We start from the raw sequence: 16,491 nt of genomic DNA on the forward strand, positions 1-16,491 counted from the left end.
CATGCCCGACCTCCACAACCCCCGCGTCGCGGTCTACCTCGACTTCGACAACATCGTGATGAGCTGGTACGACCGCGTGCACGGGCGCAACTCGTACGCCGGCGACCGGCAGAAGATCATCGCCGACCCCGCCGCGCCCGAGATCGCGCAGAAGCTCAAGGACGCGATGATCGACGTGGGCGCGATCATCGACTACGCGGCATCCTTCGGCACGCTCGTGCTCACGCGGGCGTACGCCGACTGGTCGTCACCGGTCAACGCGTTCTACCGCTCGCAGCTGGTCGCGCGGGCGGTCGACCTGGTGCAGCTGTTCCCGGCCGCGGCCTACGCCAAGAACGGGGCCGACATCCGCCTGGCCGTCGACACCGTCGAGGACATGTTCCGCCTGCCCGACCTCACCCACGTCGTGATCGTCGCGGGCGACAGCGACTACGTGCCGCTCGCGCAGCGCTGCAAGCGGCTCGGCCGCGTCGTGGTGGGCGTCGGCGTCGCCGGATCGACCGCGAAGTCGCTCGCCGCGGCGTGCGACCAGTTCGACTCGTACGACTCGCTGCCCGGAGTGGTGCTGCCCGCATCGGCCGCGACCCAGAAGAAGACGGATGCCGCAGCGACGGCGGTCTCGTCCTCGTCGCGCCGACGCACGAAGACCGAAGACCCCACGGCGGAGCTTCTCGGGCGCGCTCTGCGTCTGGAGCAGGAGCGCACCGACGACGAGTGGGTGCACCTGTCGGCAGTGAAGAACCTGCTCAAGCGCATGGACCCGTCCTTCAGTGAGAAGGCACTGGGGCACCGGTCCTTCTCCGATTTCGTGAAGGCCTATCCCGGCGTCGCCGACATCGACGAGACGACGAACATCGTGCGTGTGCGCCCCCACGCCGCCGACGACGGCACGGCCGACGGGAGCTGATGCCGTCGGCCGTGCCTGAGCACCCTCAGGCGGCGAGCGGGATCACCCCGACGATCACGCCGACGACCAGCATTGCCAGCGAGACGACGACAGCCCGCCACAGCACCTTCTTGTGGTGGTCGCCGAGGTTGACGTTCGCCAGCGAGACCAGCAGCAGGATCGCCGGAACGAGCGGGCTCTGCAGGTGGACGGGCTGGCCGGTGATCGAGGCGCGCGCCATCTCGACGGGTGCGATGCCGAAGTGCGAGGCGCTCTCGGCCAGCACCGGCAGGATGCCGAAGTAGAAGGCGTCGTTGGACATGAAGAACGTGAACGGGATCGACAGCACACCCGTGATGACCGCGAGGAAGGGTCCCATCTCGGCAGGGATCACCGAGGTGATCCACGAGGCCATCGCCGTCACCATCCCGGTGCCGTTGAGCACACCGACCAGCACGCCGGCGGCGAGGACCATCGACACGACGCCGACGATGGAGGGGGCATGGGCGACGATCTCGTCCGCCTGGCTCTTGAGTTTCGGGAAGTTGACGATCAGCGCGATCGCCGCACCGACCATGAACACGAACGCGAGCGGGAAGAGGTCGAGCACCAGCAGCACCATGACAGCGACGGTCAGCACGAGGTTGAACCAGATCAGACGCGGGCGCAGCGTGGGCCGGTTCGGGTCGAGCATCGTGTCGGCCATGGCGGTGTCGGCGGCATCCACCAGCGCGGCGGCGGCGACGGCGTCGCGCGCACCCCGGACGGTGACGATGTTGCCGGTGCGCAGCGTCGCGGCGGCACCGGGCTTCGGTTCGGCCCCGCGGAAGAGGCGGGGAGCGCCGAAGATGCCGTCTCCGCGAGTCGCCTCGATGCGGGTGGTGTCGATCGAGCCAGCGAGGCGGCGGCGCTCACCGAGCCCGAGGAACCAGGCGAAGGCCAGCGAGATCACGAGGCCGGTCGCGAGCGAGGGCAGCATGGGAACGAAGATGTCCGTCGGCTGCAGCGACAGGGCGGATGCCGCCCGCACCGTCGGACCGCCCCACGGCACGATGTTGAGCGTGCCGTTCATGAGTCCCGCGACGCAGGTGAGCACGACCGGGCTCATGCCGAGGCGCAGATAGATGGGCAGCATCGCCGAGGTCGTGATGATGAACGTCGTCGAGCCGTCGCCGTCCAGCGACACCGCTCCGGCGAGCAGTGCGGTGCCCAGCACCACCTTGGCGGGATCGTCGCCGAGCACACGCGTGATCAGGCGGATGAGCGGGTCGAACAGACCGACGTCGATCATGATCCCGAAGTACATGATCGCGAACATGAGCAGCGCCGCGGTGGGCGCCATGGACTTGATCGCGTCGATGATCATGTCCCCCAGGCCGAAACCCGCTCCGGCGAAGAGACCGAAGATCGTGGGCACCACGATCAAGGCGACCATGGGGGTCAGCCGTCGCGTCATGATCAGCGCCATGAACGTCAGCACCATCGTGAACCCGAGGACGACCAGCACGCCGTCCGACGGCGTGAACGCCAGGTCGTAACCCTCGTCGGCCGCGGCCGCGAGTGACGTGAGAACAGGGGGCATCTCGACTCCTTCGTCTGCGGCCGACGCGCCTCGTCGACCGGATTCCGCGACTCTAGGGAGGCCGCCGCGCCCGCGCGAGGTATCTCTCATTGCTCGGACTTCTGCGCGCAACGCGAGTTCAGCACATTATGCTCACCAGATGAGGTTCGCGACGCGAGTGATGCTCGTGCAGCTGGCGACGGCCGCCGCCGTGGTCGCGGTGTGCGTCCTCGTCTTCGTGCTGCTCGGTGTCCAGCAGCTGCGTGCGGAGGCCGAGACCTCCGCCCTGAACATCGCCCGCACCATCGCCGTCGACCCACAGGTGCGCGCCGCGGTGGCCGAGATCAGCGCCGATCCCGGCACGCCGCGCCGCGCGGATCTGACCGGCGGCCCGCTGCAGGAGCTGGCCACCGACGTGACCGCGCGCACCGGCACCCTGTTCGTCGTGATCACCGACGACCACGGCATCCGCCTGGCCCATCCCGACCCCGCCCTCCTCGGCCAGCCGGTCAGCACCGACTTTCGCGACGTGCTCGCCGGCAACGAGGTGATTACCTGGCAGCAGGGGACGCTCGGCGTCTCGGCTCGCGCGAAGGTGCCGATCTGGCCCCCCGGCGCCGACGGCGCGCGCCCGCCGGGTGCCTCTCCGGTCGGCGAGGTGAGCGTCGGCTTCGAACCCTCGAGCGTGTTCGACGATCTGCCGGCGCTGCTCGGCGGGGTCGCTGCGGCCGCGGGCGCGGGAGTCCTGCTCGCCGCCATCGCCGGAATCGTGCTGCGGCGACGGTGGGAGCGGCTCACGCTGGGTCTGCAGCCGGAAGAGCTCGTCGCCCTCGTCCAGAATCAGGCCGCCGTCCTCGACGGAGTCGGCGACGGGGTCGTGGCCCTGGACCACCGCGGTGTCGTCCGGCTCTGCAACGACGCAGCACGACGGATGCTGCAACTCGGTGACCCCACCGGGATGAGCCTGGAGCGGCTGGGTATCGCGCCCGCCATCCTCGCCGCGGCCCGTGAGGGCACCGCGAGTGCGGGCGTGGTCGTGGGCGACCGGGTGCTCTACGCCGACGCGCAGCCCGTACGCCACGGCGGACGCGACCTGGGCACCGTGCTGATCATCCGAGACCGCACCGACGTCGCGGCGCTCAGCGAGCGACTCGACACGGTGCGGGCCATGACGGGTGCGTTGCGTGTGCAGCGGCACGAGTTCGCCAACCGCCTCCACGTCGCCGTCGCGATGCTCGACGCCGACCGCCCCGCGGAGGCTCGCGAGTTCCTGGGCGAGCAGCTGCATCGTGGACCCGTCGACTACCCCGTCGAGAGCATCGACCGCATCGGCGACAGCCTCTTGCATGCCCTCATCGGCGCGCACGCCCTCGAGGCGGGAGAACGGGGCGTACGGATCTCGGTCGACCCGGACTCGCTACTGCTGGCACCGCTGATCGATGTGGAGGACGTGGCCGCGGTGCTCGGCAACCTCGTCGACAACGCGGTGCAGGCCGCCGTCGAGGGCCACGAGCCACGCCATGTGCAGATCGGATGCTTCAGCGATGGGCACGACCTGGTGCTCACCGTCGCCGATTCCGGCGCCGGTGTGCGAGCCGACATCGACCTGTTCGTGCGGAGCGGGCGGACCGCCGTCGATATCGATCGGGTGCACGGGCTGGGCGTGGGCCTGCCGCTGTCGCGCGAGCTGGCGCGCCGCGGCGGGGGCGACGTGTGGCTCATCTCGCCCGGCGGCACCTCCGCGCACACCGGGGCGGTGTTCGGCGCGCGGTTGCGCGGCGTTCTCGGCGATGCCCGCGTCGACGACTCCCCCGACCCCGGCTCTGCACCGCGCGGCATCGCCGACCGAAGGGACCCCACCCCATGACGACTCCTCTGCGCGTGCTCGTCGTCGACGACGACTTCCGCGTCGCCGGTCTGCATCGTGAGATCGTGGCCGAGCGGTCCGCCTACCGGGCGCTCGAGCCGGTGCGCACGCTCGCCGACGCGACGGCCGCCGTCCGCACCGAGCGTCCGGACCTCCTGCTCGTCGACGCGTATCTGCCGGACGGCGACGGGATCGCGTTCGTGCGCGAGACCCCGATCGACGCCTTCGTGCTCTCGGCCGCGAGCGACGCGGCGACGGTGCGCCGCGCCCTGCGCGCCGGCGCGCTCGGATACCTCGTGAAGCCGTTCGAGCGGCGCGCGCTCGGCGACGTGCTCGATCGCTATGTCCGCTTCCGCAACGTGCTCGACGAGCGGCGCACCGTGTCGCAGGACGAGATCGATCGGGCGCTCGGCATCCTCCGCGCGGGCGGCGATTCGTCGTCCGTATCGCGATCGGCGACCGAGCAGGTGATCCTGGGCGCCCTCGGCGACGACGAGTCCTCGGCGGCGGAGATCGCCGACCGGGCGGGCGTCTCCCGCGCCACCGCCCAGCGCCACCTCGCAGCGTTGGCCGCGCGCGGCATCGTAGACGTGCGGTTGCGCTACGGCACCACCGGGCGCCCGGAGCATCGTTACGCGCGGCGACGCTCGTAGCCGCGGCTGCACGCCCGATCCGGTGCGCGAGCGCACAGGCACTGTGCGGCACTGAACCTTGTACCTGAATCACTTTTCAGGTAGCGTCCACGGCGCGGCATCCCTCGCCGCATCGCGCTCTACAAGGAGGTATCAGCGCATGGTTTCAGCGACCGCATCGCACGGCACGCCCCCGCAGTCCGGTCTCCGTCGGGTCGTCACCGCATCGATGGCCGGGACCATCGTCGAGTGGTACGAGTTCTTCCTCTACGCCACCGCCGCGACCCTCGTGTTCGGCACGCTCATGTTCCCGCCCTCCGACGACCCGTACGCGGGCATCATCGCGGCGTTCGTGACCTATGCGGTGGGCTTCATCGCACGGCCGCTGGGTGGGATCGTGTTCGGCCACTTCGGCGACAAGTACGGCCGTAAGAAGCTCCTGCAGGTCGCGATCATCCTCGTGGGCGTCGCGACGTTCCTGATGGGCTGCCTGCCGACGTTCCAGCAGGTCGGCTACCTCGCGCCGGTGCTGCTCGTGGTCCTGCGCTTCGCGCAGGGCTTCGCCGTGGGCGGCGAGTGGGGCGGCGGCGTGCTGCTGGTCGCCGAGCACTCCCCCGACAAGAGCCGCGGGTTCTGGTCGTCGTTCCCGCAGGCCGCCGTGCCGATCGGAAACCTCATCGCCACCGTCGTGCTGCTGGTGCTCAGCCGCACGCTGTCGAACGACGACTTCCTCGCATGGGGCTGGCGCGTCGCGTTCTGGCTCTCGGTCGTGATCGTCGCGATCGGCTACTACATCCGCACCAAGATCACCGACGCCCCGATCTTCCTCGAGGTGCAGAAGGAGGTCGAGGCCAAGGACGAGATCAGCTACGGCGTCTTCGAGGTGCTCAAGCGCTACCCGCGCGGCATCCTCACCGCGATGGGTCTGCGCTTCGCGGAGAACATCATGTACTACCTGGTGGTCACCTTCTCGATCGTGTACCTGCAGAAGTTCCTCGAGATGGACACCGCCGAGGTGCTCGCGATGATCGCGATCGCCCACATCGTGCACATGATCGTGATCCCGCTCGTCGGCCGCCTGAGCGACCGCATCGGCCGCAAGCCGGTGTACGGCTTCGGCGCGGTCACCGCGGCGGCGTGGGGCTTCATCGCCTTCCCGATGTTCAACACGAAGGAGCCCGTGATCATCATCCTGGCGATCTGCCTGGGTCTGGTCATCCACTCGTTCATGTACGCGCCGCAGCCGGCGATCATGTCGGAGATGTTCCCGACGCGCATGCGCTACTCGGGCGTCTCGTTCGGCTACCAGGTGACCTCGATCGTCGCCGGCTCGCTCGCGCCGATCATCGCGACGGCGATCCTCTCGCAGACCGGATCGTGGGTCGGCGTCGCCGTCTACCTCGCGGCCGCCGCGGCGATCACCCTCGTCGCCGTCGTGTCGATGCGCGAGACGAAGGGCATCTCGCTGCGCGAGATCGACCGCGTCGACCGTGAGCGCGTCGCCGCCGAGACCGCCTCGATCAAGGTGCCGACGAAGCGCTGACCCCCGACACACAACGAAGCGGGGGTGCGGTCAGTCGCGCGTCGACCAGAGCGCCCAGCACACCAGCAGCGGCTGGAAGAAGAGCCGCGCGATGCGCGCGCCGTCGCTGTCGAGTCCGAAGGCGGCGCGCTTCTGCGTCGCCTGCGCGATGTTGCCGGGGAAGACCGCGACGAAGAACGCGGCGAGGATCGCCCCGATCCGGCGGCGCTCCTTCGGCAGCACGACGAGCGCCGCCCCGAGCATGATCTCGACGGCGCCCGACGCCACCACGACCGCGTCCTTATCGATCGGGAGCGCATCGGTGACGAGGTCGGGCACCTGCGCCTGGAACTCCCGTCGCGCCCAGAACAGATGACTGAGCCCCGCGAACACCATCCCGCCGGCGAGCAGCCAGCGCGCGAACGTCTTCATGAGAGCAAGTATGCGCCCGACGCGTGCAGAGGCCCAGGCCCGCGCATCGATGGGGAACTCATCTTCTCCTCTTGTGCCGCCGAATCCCCCTCATCTAGAACATTATTGCTACTTCATCCTGCGGTCAGAGCGGTTCGGCGATAGGCTGGTCAGGTGAGCGGCGCGGCAGCATCCCCCATCCGGCGACTCCCCGATGGCACGGTCAAACAGATCGGACCCCTCACCGGCACGCGCGTGTGGACCGTGCCCGGCCGCGCGAACCGGCCGATCTCCGCCCCGCGCGGCGAGCCGCGCCCCGTTGCCGCGGGCGAGGCCGACGGCCTGTGCGCCTTCTGCGCGACGCGTTACCTCGAGACCACGCCGGAGAAGACCCGCCTCGTCGGCCCCGACTTCGCGGAGCACCGTCACACCCCCGCCGCCGAGCTGTTCGACACCGTCGCCGAGTTCCGTCGCTTCGGAAATCTCTTCGAGATCGTGTCGGCCGAGTACTGGCGCGAGAACCACGGGTTCCGCCAGCCGTCCGCGGTCGTGCAGTGGGCGCAGGACTACCTGTCGAGCCCGGCAGGCCGCGCGCATATCGAGTCGCTCGCCGCGATCCGTGCGGCGGCGGCGGGCGTCGAAGTCTCCGTCGAAGAGGCCGCGCTCGACCTCCTCGGCGGCTCGCACGACGTCATCGTCGCCCGCCGTCACCTCGTCGACGGCGCGGCGACCGACGACGACCTCGCCTCGGCGGGAACCCTGACCCCCGACGAGCACGCCGCGTACACCGCTTATACCGTGCGCTCGCTCGCGGAGATCCAGGCTGCGCAGCCGAACGCCGCCTACGTCGCCGTGTTCCAGAACTGGCTGCGGCCCGCCGGCGCATCGTTCGAGCACCTGCACAAGCAGCTCGTCGCGATCGACGAGCACGGTCCGCAGGTCGATCACGAGCTGCGCCTCCTCTCCCACGACCGTGACCTCTACCAGCGCGAGATCGCCGACCTCGCCGTCGCCGAGCGCCTCCTCGTCGCCGCGACCGACGGCGCGGTCGCCTTCGCGGGCGTCGGACACCGCTACCCCGCGTTCGAGGTCTACTCGACGTCGGAGGCGAACCTGCCGCAGGAGCACTCGGATGCCGGGGTGCGCGCCGTCTCCGACCTGCTGCACGCTCTGCACGCCGCGACGGGTCCGCTCGTGCCGACGAACGAGGAGTGGCACTACCGTCCGCCGGGGGCGCCGTGGCCCATGCCGTGGCGCGTCGTGCTGAAGTGGCGCATCTCGAACCCCGCCGGTTTCGAGGGCGGCACGAAGATCCACCTCAACACGATCGACCCGTGGGAGCTGCGCCGCCGCGCGGTCGCCTCGCTCCACGAGCTGCGGGCGGAGGGCAGGATCGCCGCCGGCATCCGCATCGGCGACGAGTGCGTGCCGGCCGATGCGCGGCTGCGCTATGCCGAGTCGGCCTGGACCGACGAGGACCTGGTCGCTCGCCGGTGAGCTTTCCGTTCGACTCGCTCCGCCGCGCCCCCGACGTCGAGGGGCCGGGGCTCGTGGCATCCGATGCCGCCGATCGGCTGATCCTCGACGAATCACGAGAGGCGCGCGAGCCCGCGGGCGACGGGGCGATCACGGTCATCGGCGACGCGTACGGTGCCCTCGCGCTCGGCGCGGCGTGGGACGGCGCTCGGGGCCTCCGCGTGCATCAGGACGCACTCGCCGGCGAGCGGGCGATCGTCGCGAACGCGGCGCGTCTCGGTCTCGACGACCGGCTCACGGTGCACCCCGATCTCGATCCCGACGCGGTGCGCGGGGCGCGCGTCGTGCTGCTGCGCCTGCCGCGGTCCCTCGAGGCGCTGCGCGACGTGGCGGGGCTAATCGCCGCACACGCGGCGCCCGACGTCGTCGTGTATGCCGGTGGGCGCATCAAGCACATGAGCGTCGCGATGAACGCCGTGCTCGGCGAGTTCTTCGCCCGCGTCGACGTGACGCATGCGCGACAGAAGTCGCGCGTGCTGATCGCCCGAGATCCGCACGACGGAGCCGATCCGATGCCCGCCTCGGCCCACGTGCACGGGCTCGAGCTGCGCGGGTACGGGGGCACGTTCGGCGGCGTGCGGCTCGATGCCGGCACGCGGCTGCTGCTCGCGCACCTCCCCACCGACCTACCGGGCGGCGGCGAAAGCGACCCCTGGCTCGATCTCGCGTGCGGCAACGGCGTCATCGGCGCGTGGCTCGCGACGCAGAACCTCGACGCCCGGGTGCGCTCGTCCGACCAGTCGGCGGTCGCGGTCGCCTCCGCCCGCGCGACGATGGCGGCGAACGGGGTCGAGGGGCGCGCGGAGGTGGTGCGGGACGACGCGCTCCGTGAGCGAGCGGATGCCTCGGCATCCGTCATCACGCTCAACCCGCCGTTCCACTCCGGCGCGGCGGTCACCGACCGCATCGCGCCGCTCCTGTTCGCCGATGCCGCGCGCGTGCTGCGCCCGGGCGGCGAGCTGTGGTGCGTGTGGAACTCGCCGCTCGCCTACCGCGGCGCGCTCGAGCGCCTCGTCGGACCGACCCGTCAGGTGGCCCGCGACCCGCGCTTCACCGTCACGGTGTCGACGCGGCGCTGACCTCCGCCGCGCGTCGCCCACAGCGCCCACGCGACGAGGACGGGCTGCAGGAACAGCCGCGCGAGCCGCCGTCCGTCGGTGTCGAGGCCGGGCGCCGACCGGCCCGTCTGCCACTGGTGGACGTTGCCGGGGAAGACGGCCACGAAGAACGCCGCCACCGCCGCTCCGACGCGCGAACGTTCCTTCGGCAGAGCGACGAGCGCCGCGCCGAGGGCGATCTCGACGACCCCCGAGACGACGACGATCGTGTCCTTGTCGGTGCGCAGCAGCCGCGTCGCCCAGTCGGGGACGACGATCCGGAAACCTCGGCGGAGCGTGGTGAGGTGGCCGACGCCCGCGGCGATCAGCAGCGCGGCGAGCGCCCAGCGGGAGACGGTGCGGAGAGTCGACACCGGGTCAGACGATCCCGGCGCGGATGCCGTCGAGCGAGGCGGCGACGTTCGGCAGGCGCTGGGCGAGCGCGCCGTCGAGCTCGAACAGCCGGTTGCGGGCGGTCTGCAGCACCTCGGCGCCCTTCGGTGTGACGTGCAGGTCGCTCGCCGCGCCGGCGTGCGCCGTGGCATCCTCGACCAGCCCCTCGTCGACGAGCGTGCGCACCGCGGTGTGCGCCGACTGCACGGTGATGTGCGAGCGACGGGCGAGCTCGGAGAACGAGATGCCCGGCTCGGCGTAGATGTGTCCGAGCAGCCCGAACTTGCGTGTCGTGATGCCGAGGTCCTTCAGGATCGCCGCGAGCTGGCCCTCCCACATCGCCGAGACCGCGAGCAGCGCGATGACGGGGCTGAAGCGCGGAGCGTCCTGACTCATAGGCACATGCTATCGAGGGCGCGCCGGTGTCGGAGGCCCGCCGTACCGTGAGTCACGTACGCAGTCCACACGAGGGAAGGGCGGATGCCATGGACTGGAAGATCGAGCTCATCTTCGTGCCGGTGACCGACGTCGACCGGGCGAAGGAGTTCTACACGCGGATCGGCTTTCACGCGGACATCGACGCGTCCCCATCGCAGGACGTGCGTTTCGTGCAGCTGACGCCGCCTGGCTCGGCATGCTCGATCGCCATCGGCGAGGGTCTCGGCTCCGACGTGCCGCCGGGCACGCTCGACGTGATCCAGGTGGTCGTCGCCGACGCGGATGCGGCGCTCGCGCAGCTGCGCGCGGTCGGGGTCGACGCGGAGGGCGTCGAGGAGCTCGACTGGGGCCGGTTCGTGTCGTTCCGCGACCCCGACGGCAACCGCTGGGCGCTGCAGGAGCTCGTCCCGTACGACTGACCGCGGTGCGCGGGCCGCGGAGACGAAGGCTAGATCAGAGCTGCGGTGGATCAGGCCTGCGCCGGGGACCCGCCGGGAGGCCCGACGATCAGCAGCACCGTGTAGAGCGCCACGACGGCGACGGCGATGCCGCCGAACAGCAGGGAGGGTCGGGCGAGCAGCCAGGCGAGCGGACGGTCGTACCAGCGCGCGTCGGTCGAGGTGCGATCGGCGGCGAGCCGCCATGACCCGGCCAGCAGTCCGCGCCGCTGCAGCACGATCTCGGCGGGAACGGTGGCGTACGGCACGATGGCACTCACCAGGGCGAGGATCGTCGGCCCGGCGCCCCAGCGATTGTTGAGGGCGACGAGCACCACAGTCGCGCCGTAGGAGAGGAAGACGAAGCCGTGGATGCCACCGCCGATCGTCACCGCCGGCGCCCAGCCGGTCACGGCGCGGATGATGAGCCCGGCGATCAGCAGGGTCCAGGAGACGGCCTCGGCGATCGCGAGCGTGCGGAAGAGGGACTGCGGGGTTCGGAACACACCTTCAGTCTATCTGAAGCATCGGTCTCTCGCGTTCGCTGGCTCAGGCCGGCTCCGCGGCATCCGTCGCGTAGTCGCGCGTGAGGTGCTCGAGCACGGATCCCGCGGGCACCTCGTCGTACTTGTAGCTGAGCTTCTGCAGCGGCGCGCTCTGCGCGATCGTGGTGAGCGTGTCGGGCCGCCACGGCTGCATCATCTCGAGCTGCAGCCGGTGCGCTCCGGCCGCCGAGAGCGTCGGGGCGGCATCCCACTGACCGCGCACCTCGGGCACGAGTCGCTGGAGCACCTCGAAGATGCGGTGGTAGAGGAAGTAGTGGGGAAGGTCGTCGTTCTCCTCCCACCACGCGTCGAGGGTCATGCGCTGCAGGGACAGCAGCGGCGTGTGCGGGTACGACGCGATGAACCAGTTGGCGATCGAGCGCCGCGTCCACCGCGGGAAGATCGTCCCGGCGCGCAGGTACTCCCGCTCGAGGTCGTCGTCGAGATTGCGACCGATCCAGGCCGTCGCGTCGGCCCAGATGCCGCCGCGCTCCTCGAGGATCTTCGTGCGGATGTAGTCGGAGAAGTGCGCGGGCCGGTCGACTTCGAGAAGCTCGGCGATGCGCACCGGGATCTCGACGACGTCCCGCACCGACGTACGGTCGAGCACGCGGAGCGCCGGGTACACTGTGCGCATCTGCGCGATGCACGCCTGGACGAGCGGCGGCGCGGTCTCGAGCGGCTTGTCCCAGTACGTGAAGACGCGGTCCGACGGCGCGGTCCGGTGACGATAGGTGCGCGTGGCGATCTCCGCGTGGGTGCTCGCGAAGGCGCGCGGCCGGGCGGGCAGTCCCGCCGCGACGCGGAACGATGCGAGGCGCGGTCGCACCAGATCGAGCAGGCGCCCATAGGTCTTCAGCGCCGCGACAGGATCGATCGTGTCAGCGAACGAGCTCGACCGCTTGAGCTGCGCCTGCACGCCGGCCAAGACGCGCTCGGGCGTCACCTCGTTCGTTCGCTCCGGCATCCACTCACCCCTTCCGACGGGCAGACTATCCGACCGGCACACCGGGCGGCCGGGCGGACACCCGCCGGCGGCGCCTCAGAGCAGCGCGGCGACGACCGGAGCGAGCGCGAGCCCCAGCGTCCGGTGCTGGTCGGCGTCGAGGTGCACACCTGCGGGGGTTGGCCACGCGTCCGTCGCGGCGATCGCGTAGCACATGTGGTCAGAATGTAGTCACGACGACAAGGAGGCCCCCGGCGAGCGCTCGTGTGAGCTGCTCGCCGGGGGCCTCTTTCGGTGGAGATTTCCGCGTGATTCCGCAGGTTCTAGAAATCCCAGTCGTCGTCTTCGGTGGCGACGGCCTTGCCGATGACGTAGCTCGAACCCGATCCCGAGAAGAAGTCGTGGTTCTCGTCTGCGTTCGGTGAAAGCGCCGACAGGATCGCCGGGTTCACGTTCGTCACCTGCGCGGGGAACATCGCCTCGTAGCCGAGGTTCATCAGCGCCTTGTTCGCGTTGTAGTGCAGGAACTTCTTGACGTCCTCGGTGAGGCCGATGCCGTCGTAGAGGTCCTGCGTGTACTGCACCTCGTTGTCGTAGAGCTCGTAGAGCAGCGAGAACGTGTAGTCCTTCAGCTCATCGCGCTCGGCCTGCGTCAGCTTCTCGAGCCCCTTCTGGAACTTGTAGCCTATGTAGTAGCCGTGCACGGCCTCGTCGCGGATGATGAGGCGGATGATGTCGGCCGTGTTCGTCAGCTTCGCCTTCGACGACCAGTACAGCGGCAGATAGAACCCCGAGTAGAAGAGGAACGACTCGAGCAGCGTCGAGGCGACCTTGCGCTTCAGGGGCTCGTCGCCGCGGTAATAGTCCATGACGATCCGCGCCTTCGTCTGAAGGTTCTCGTTCTCCACCGACCAGCGGAACGCGTCGTCGATCTCGGGCGTCGAGCACAGCGTCGAGAAGATCGACGAGTAGCTCTTCGCGTGCACCGACTCCATGAACGCGATGTTCGTGTACACCGCCTCCTCGTGCGGCGTGATCGCGTCGGGGATCAACGACACGGCGCCGACGGTGCCCTGGATCGTGTCGAGGAGCGTGAGCCCCGTGAACACGCGCATGGTCGCCGTCTGCTCCTCGGGGGTGAGCGTCGCCCACGACTGCACGTCGTTGGACAGCGGCACTTTCTCGGGCAGCCAGAAGTTGTTCACGAGGCGGTTCCACACCTCGAGGTCCTTCTCGTCCTGGATGCGGTTCCAGTTGATGGCCTGCACGTGGTCGATGAGCTTGAGCGGCTCGGGAGGGGTCATGGGTTGTTCCTCGTCGTTCTGGTCCGGCAGATCACAGCATGCACGAGACACACTCGGTCATGTCGGTGCCCTCGAGCGCCATCTGCCGCAGGCGGATGTAGTAGATCGTCTTGATGCCCTTGCGCCACGCGTAGATCTGCGCCTTGTTGATGTCGCGCGTGGTGGCGGTGTCCTTGAAGAACAGCGTCAGCGACAGGCCCTGGTCGACGTGCTGCGTCGCCGCGGCGTACGTGTCGATGACCTTCTCGTAACCGATCTCGTACGCGTCCTGGTAGTACTCCAGGTTGTCGTTCGTCATGAACGGCGCCGGGTAGTAGACGCGACCGATCTTGCCTTCCTTGCGGATCTCGATCTTCGACGCGATCGGGTGGATCGACGACGTCGAGTTGTTGATGTACGAGATCGAGCCGGTCGGCGGCACCGCCTGCAGGTTCTGGTTGTAGATGCCGTGCTGCTGGACGGATGCCTTGAGCTCGCGCCAGTCATCCTGCGTGGGGATGTGGATGCCGGTGAACAGCTCGGTCACCTTCGCGGTCTCGGGCTCCCACGCGGCATCCGTGTACTTGTCGAAGAACTCCCCCGACGCGTACGTCGAGTCCGCGAAGCCGTCGAACGCGGTGCCGCGCTCGATCGCGATCTGGTTCGACGCGCGCAGCGCGTGGAAGAGCACCGTGTAGAAGTAGATGTTCGTGAAGTCGAGGCCCTCTTCCGACCCGTAGTACACGTGCTCGCGCGCGAGGTAGCCGTGGAGGTTCATCTGGCCCAGGCCGATCGCATGCGAACGGTCGTTGCCGTCTTCGATCGAGCGGACGGAGCGGATGTGGCTCTGGTCGCTGACCGCGGTGAGCGCGCGGATCGAGGTCTCGACGGTGCCGGCGAGGTCTTTGCCGTCCATCGCCAGCGCGATGTTCATCGACCCGAGGTTGCAGGAGATGTCCTTGCCGATCTCGGCGTACGAGAGGTCTTCGTTGTACGTCGTCGGCGTGTTCACCTGCAGGATCTCGCTGCAGAGGTTCGACATGTTGATGCGGCCCTTGATCGGGTTGGCCTTGTTCACCGTGTCCTCGAACATGATGTACGGGTAGCCCGACTCGAACTGGATCTCGGCGAGGGTCTGGAAGAACTCGCGCGCCCCGATCTTGGTCTTCTTGATGCGCGAGTCGTCGACCATCTCGCGGTACTTCTCGGTGACCGAGATGTCGCCGAACGGCACGCCGTAGACCTTCTCGACGTCGTACGGCGAGAAGAGGTACATGTCCTCGCCGTTCTTGGCGAGCTCGAAGGTGATGTCGGGGATGACGACACCGAGCGAGAGCGTCTTGATGCGGATCTTCTCGTCGGCGTTCTCCCGCTTCGTGTCGAGGAAGCGCAGGATGTCGGGGTGGTGCGCCGACAGGTACACCGCGCCGGCACCCTGCCGGGCGCCCAGCTGGTTGGCGTAGCTGAAGCTGTCTTCGAGCAGCTTCATGACGGGGATGATGCCCGACGACTGGTTCTCGATCTGCTTGATCGGCGCGCCGGCCTCGCGGATGTTCGACAGCAGCAGAGCGACGCCGCCGCCGCGCTTGGAGAGCTGCAGCGCGGAGTTGATGCCGCGGGCGATCGACTCCATGTTGTCTTCGATCCGCAGCAGGAAGCAGCTGACGAGCTCGCCGCGCTGCGCCTTGCCCGTGTTGAGGAAGGTCGGGGTGGCGGGCTGGAAGCGGCCGGAGATGATCTCGTCGACGAGCTGCTCGGCGAGGCGCTGGTCGCCGTCGGCGAGACCCAGCGCGGTCATGACGACGCGGTCTTCGAAGCGCTCGAGGTAGCGCTTGCCGTCGAACGTCTTCAGCGTGTAGCTCGTGTAGTACTTGAACGCGCCGAGGAACGTCTCGAAACGGAACTTCGCCGCGTACGCGCGGTCGTTGAGGCGCTGGATGAACTCGAACGGGTACTTCTCCAGCACCGCGCCCTCGTAGTACTCCTTCTCGACGAGGTAGTCCAGGCGCTCCTTGAGCGAGTGGAAGAAGACGGTGTTCTGGTTGACGTGCTGCAGGAAGTACTCCCGCGCTGCACGCTGATCGGCGTCGAACTGGATCTTGCCGTCCGCACCGTACAGGTTGAGCATCGCGTTCAGGGCGTGGTAGTCGAGCCCCTCGAATCGCGCATCGGTCTTGAAGGTCGCCTCGGTCACTGCTGTGTCCACCATCGTTCCAATCCGTCGCTCACACGGGCGACGTCCTCAGGCGTGCCGAAAAGTTCTAGCCGATACAAGTGCGGCACGGTGCACTTGCGGCTGATGATGTCGCCGGCGACGCAGTAGTGCTCGCCGAAATTGGTGTTGCCCGCGGAGATCACCCCGCGGATGAGCGACCGGTTCTTCTCGTCGTTGAGAAAACGGATCACCTGTTTCGGAACGGCGCCCTTCTCGACGCCTCTGCCCTGACCGCCCCCGTAGGTCGGGGTGACGAGCACGAACGGCTCGTCCACCTCGATCTCGGGGTCGGTCGGCAGTAGGGGGATGCGCCGCGCGGGCAGCCCCAGTTTCTCGATGAAGCGTGCCGTGTTTCCCGACACGCTGGAGAAGTAGACGAGCAGCGGCGCGCTCGTGGCGACCGCGCTCATCTCAGATCACGCCAGTCGCGAAGCGAGTTCGTCGATCTTGTCGGGACGGAAGCCCGACCAGTGGTCCTCGTCGGTGACGACGACCGGCGCCTGCAGGTAGCCGAGCGACTTCACGTGCTCGAGCGCTGCGGGGTCTTCCGAGAGGTCGAGGACCTCATAGTCGATGCCCTTCGAGTCCAGTGCCCGGTACGTCGCGTTGCACTGCACGCACGACGGCTTCGTGTAAACCGTGATCGCCATATCGATCCTTATCTCCCCTCACATCTCGCCCAGCACTCCGGCGGTCCTTCGCCGGGAGTCCAATACTACATA

At 68.8% G+C, this 16,491-nt stretch carries 17 protein-coding genes; 7 read left to right on the plus strand and 10 right to left on the minus strand.

The window, feature by feature from the left end; genetic code table 11:
* The first annotated feature begins 1 nt into the window (after nt 1).
* A complete protein-coding gene (locus FHX68_RS05705; protein ID WP_141380280.1) occupies nt 2-907 on the plus strand; it encodes an NYN domain-containing protein in 906 nt (301 codons plus the stop codon).
* 25 nt (nt 908-932) lie between these two features.
* Here the strand turns inward: FHX68_RS05705 and FHX68_RS05710 are convergent, their stop codons facing one another.
* The gene (locus tag FHX68_RS05710) at nt 933-2,468 is read right to left on the minus strand and encodes a CitMHS family transporter (protein ID WP_141380281.1); all 1,536 of its coding nucleotides are present in this window, start codon (nt 2,466-2,468) and stop codon (nt 933-935) included.
* Between the two features lie 160 nt (nt 2,469-2,628).
* On the opposite strand from FHX68_RS05710, the gene FHX68_RS05715 reads away from it, so the two are divergent.
* From FHX68_RS05715 to FHX68_RS05725, 3 genes are all read left to right on the plus strand, one after another.
* Nucleotides 2,629-4,314, plus strand: coding sequence for a sensor histidine kinase (locus tag FHX68_RS05715; protein ID WP_141380321.1), 1,686 nt, complete (start codon nt 2,629-2,631; stop codon nt 4,312-4,314).
* Complete coding sequence (locus tag FHX68_RS05720) at nt 4,311-4,967, plus strand: response regulator (protein WP_141380282.1); 657 nt, start codon at nt 4,311-4,313, stop codon at nt 4,965-4,967. The genes FHX68_RS05715 and FHX68_RS05720 overlap by 4 nt, the downstream gene beginning before the upstream one ends.
* A 139-nt stretch (nt 4,968-5,106) precedes the next feature.
* Nucleotides 5,107-6,489: an MFS transporter gene (locus FHX68_RS05725; protein WP_141380283.1), complete on the plus strand. Its 1,383-nt coding sequence runs from the start codon at nt 5,107-5,109 to the stop codon at nt 6,487-6,489.
* Between the two features lie 30 nt (nt 6,490-6,519).
* Here the strand turns inward: FHX68_RS05725 and FHX68_RS05730 are convergent, their stop codons facing one another.
* Complete coding sequence (locus tag FHX68_RS05730; protein ID WP_141380284.1) at nt 6,520-6,900, minus strand: DoxX family protein; 381 nt, start codon at nt 6,898-6,900, stop codon at nt 6,520-6,522.
* 153 nt (nt 6,901-7,053) lie between these two features.
* Here FHX68_RS05730 and FHX68_RS05735 point away from each other — a divergent pair, with 153 nt between their 5' ends.
* Both FHX68_RS05735 and FHX68_RS05740 read left to right on the plus strand, forming a co-directional pair.
* Nucleotides 7,054-8,376: a DUF4921 family protein gene (locus tag FHX68_RS05735; protein WP_141380285.1), complete on the plus strand. Its 1,323-nt coding sequence runs from the start codon at nt 7,054-7,056 to the stop codon at nt 8,374-8,376.
* Nucleotides 8,373-9,494, plus strand: coding sequence for a class I SAM-dependent methyltransferase (locus FHX68_RS05740; protein WP_141380286.1), 1,122 nt, complete (start codon nt 8,373-8,375; stop codon nt 9,492-9,494). Before FHX68_RS05735 ends, FHX68_RS05740 begins: the two co-directional genes overlap by 4 nt.
* On the opposite strand, the gene FHX68_RS05745 is transcribed toward FHX68_RS05740, so the two are convergent.
* Nucleotides 9,443-9,886, minus strand: coding sequence for a DoxX family protein (locus tag FHX68_RS05745; RefSeq protein WP_141380287.1), 444 nt, complete (start codon nt 9,884-9,886; stop codon nt 9,443-9,445). The two genes, FHX68_RS05740 and FHX68_RS05745, sit on opposite strands and share 52 nt — an antisense overlap.
* Before the next feature lie 4 nt (nt 9,887-9,890).
* Nucleotides 9,891-10,301, minus strand: coding sequence for a MarR family winged helix-turn-helix transcriptional regulator (locus tag FHX68_RS05750; RefSeq protein WP_141380288.1), 411 nt, complete (start codon nt 10,299-10,301; stop codon nt 9,891-9,893).
* Between the two features lie 89 nt (nt 10,302-10,390).
* On the opposite strand from FHX68_RS05750, the gene FHX68_RS05755 reads away from it, so the two are divergent.
* Entirely contained in the window at nt 10,391-10,762 is a 372-nt protein-coding gene (locus FHX68_RS05755; protein WP_141380289.1) for a VOC family protein, read from the plus strand.
* A 50-nt stretch (nt 10,763-10,812) separates the two neighbouring features.
* On the opposite strand, the gene FHX68_RS05760 is transcribed toward FHX68_RS05755, so the two are convergent.
* From FHX68_RS05760 to nrdH, 6 genes are all read right to left on the minus strand, one after another.
* Nucleotides 10,813-11,286 (minus strand): DUF3817 domain-containing protein, encoded by a 474-nt coding sequence (locus FHX68_RS05760; protein ID WP_141380290.1) that lies wholly within the window; start codon nt 11,284-11,286, stop codon nt 10,813-10,815.
* Between the two features lie 43 nt (nt 11,287-11,329).
* Nucleotides 11,330-12,292, minus strand: coding sequence for a capsular polysaccharide synthesis protein (locus FHX68_RS05765; protein ID WP_141380291.1), 963 nt, complete (start codon nt 12,290-12,292; stop codon nt 11,330-11,332).
* 302 nt (nt 12,293-12,594) lie between these two features.
* Complete coding sequence (nrdF, locus tag FHX68_RS05770) at nt 12,595-13,575, minus strand: class 1b ribonucleoside-diphosphate reductase subunit beta (RefSeq protein WP_141380292.1); 981 nt, start codon at nt 13,573-13,575, stop codon at nt 12,595-12,597.
* Nucleotides 13,576-13,606: 31 nt separating this feature from the next.
* Entirely contained in the window at nt 13,607-15,763 is a 2,157-nt protein-coding gene (nrdE, locus tag FHX68_RS05775) for a class 1b ribonucleoside-diphosphate reductase subunit alpha (RefSeq protein WP_141380293.1), read from the minus strand.
* Nucleotides 15,745-16,179 (minus strand): class Ib ribonucleoside-diphosphate reductase assembly flavoprotein NrdI, encoded by a 435-nt coding sequence (gene nrdI, locus FHX68_RS05780; RefSeq protein ID WP_141380294.1) that lies wholly within the window; start codon nt 16,177-16,179, stop codon nt 15,745-15,747. The genes nrdE and nrdI overlap by 19 nt, the downstream gene beginning before the upstream one ends.
* A 6-nt stretch (nt 16,180-16,185) precedes the next feature.
* Entirely contained in the window at nt 16,186-16,419 is a 234-nt protein-coding gene (gene nrdH / locus FHX68_RS05785) for a glutaredoxin-like protein NrdH (protein ID WP_005052310.1), read from the minus strand.
* Between the last annotated feature and the right edge of the window lie 72 nt (nt 16,420-16,491).

This window comes from Microbacterium lacticum, from assembly GCF_006716815.1.
In the GTDB taxonomy this organism is placed as follows: domain Bacteria; phylum Actinomycetota; class Actinomycetes; order Actinomycetales; family Microbacteriaceae; genus Microbacterium; species Microbacterium lacticum.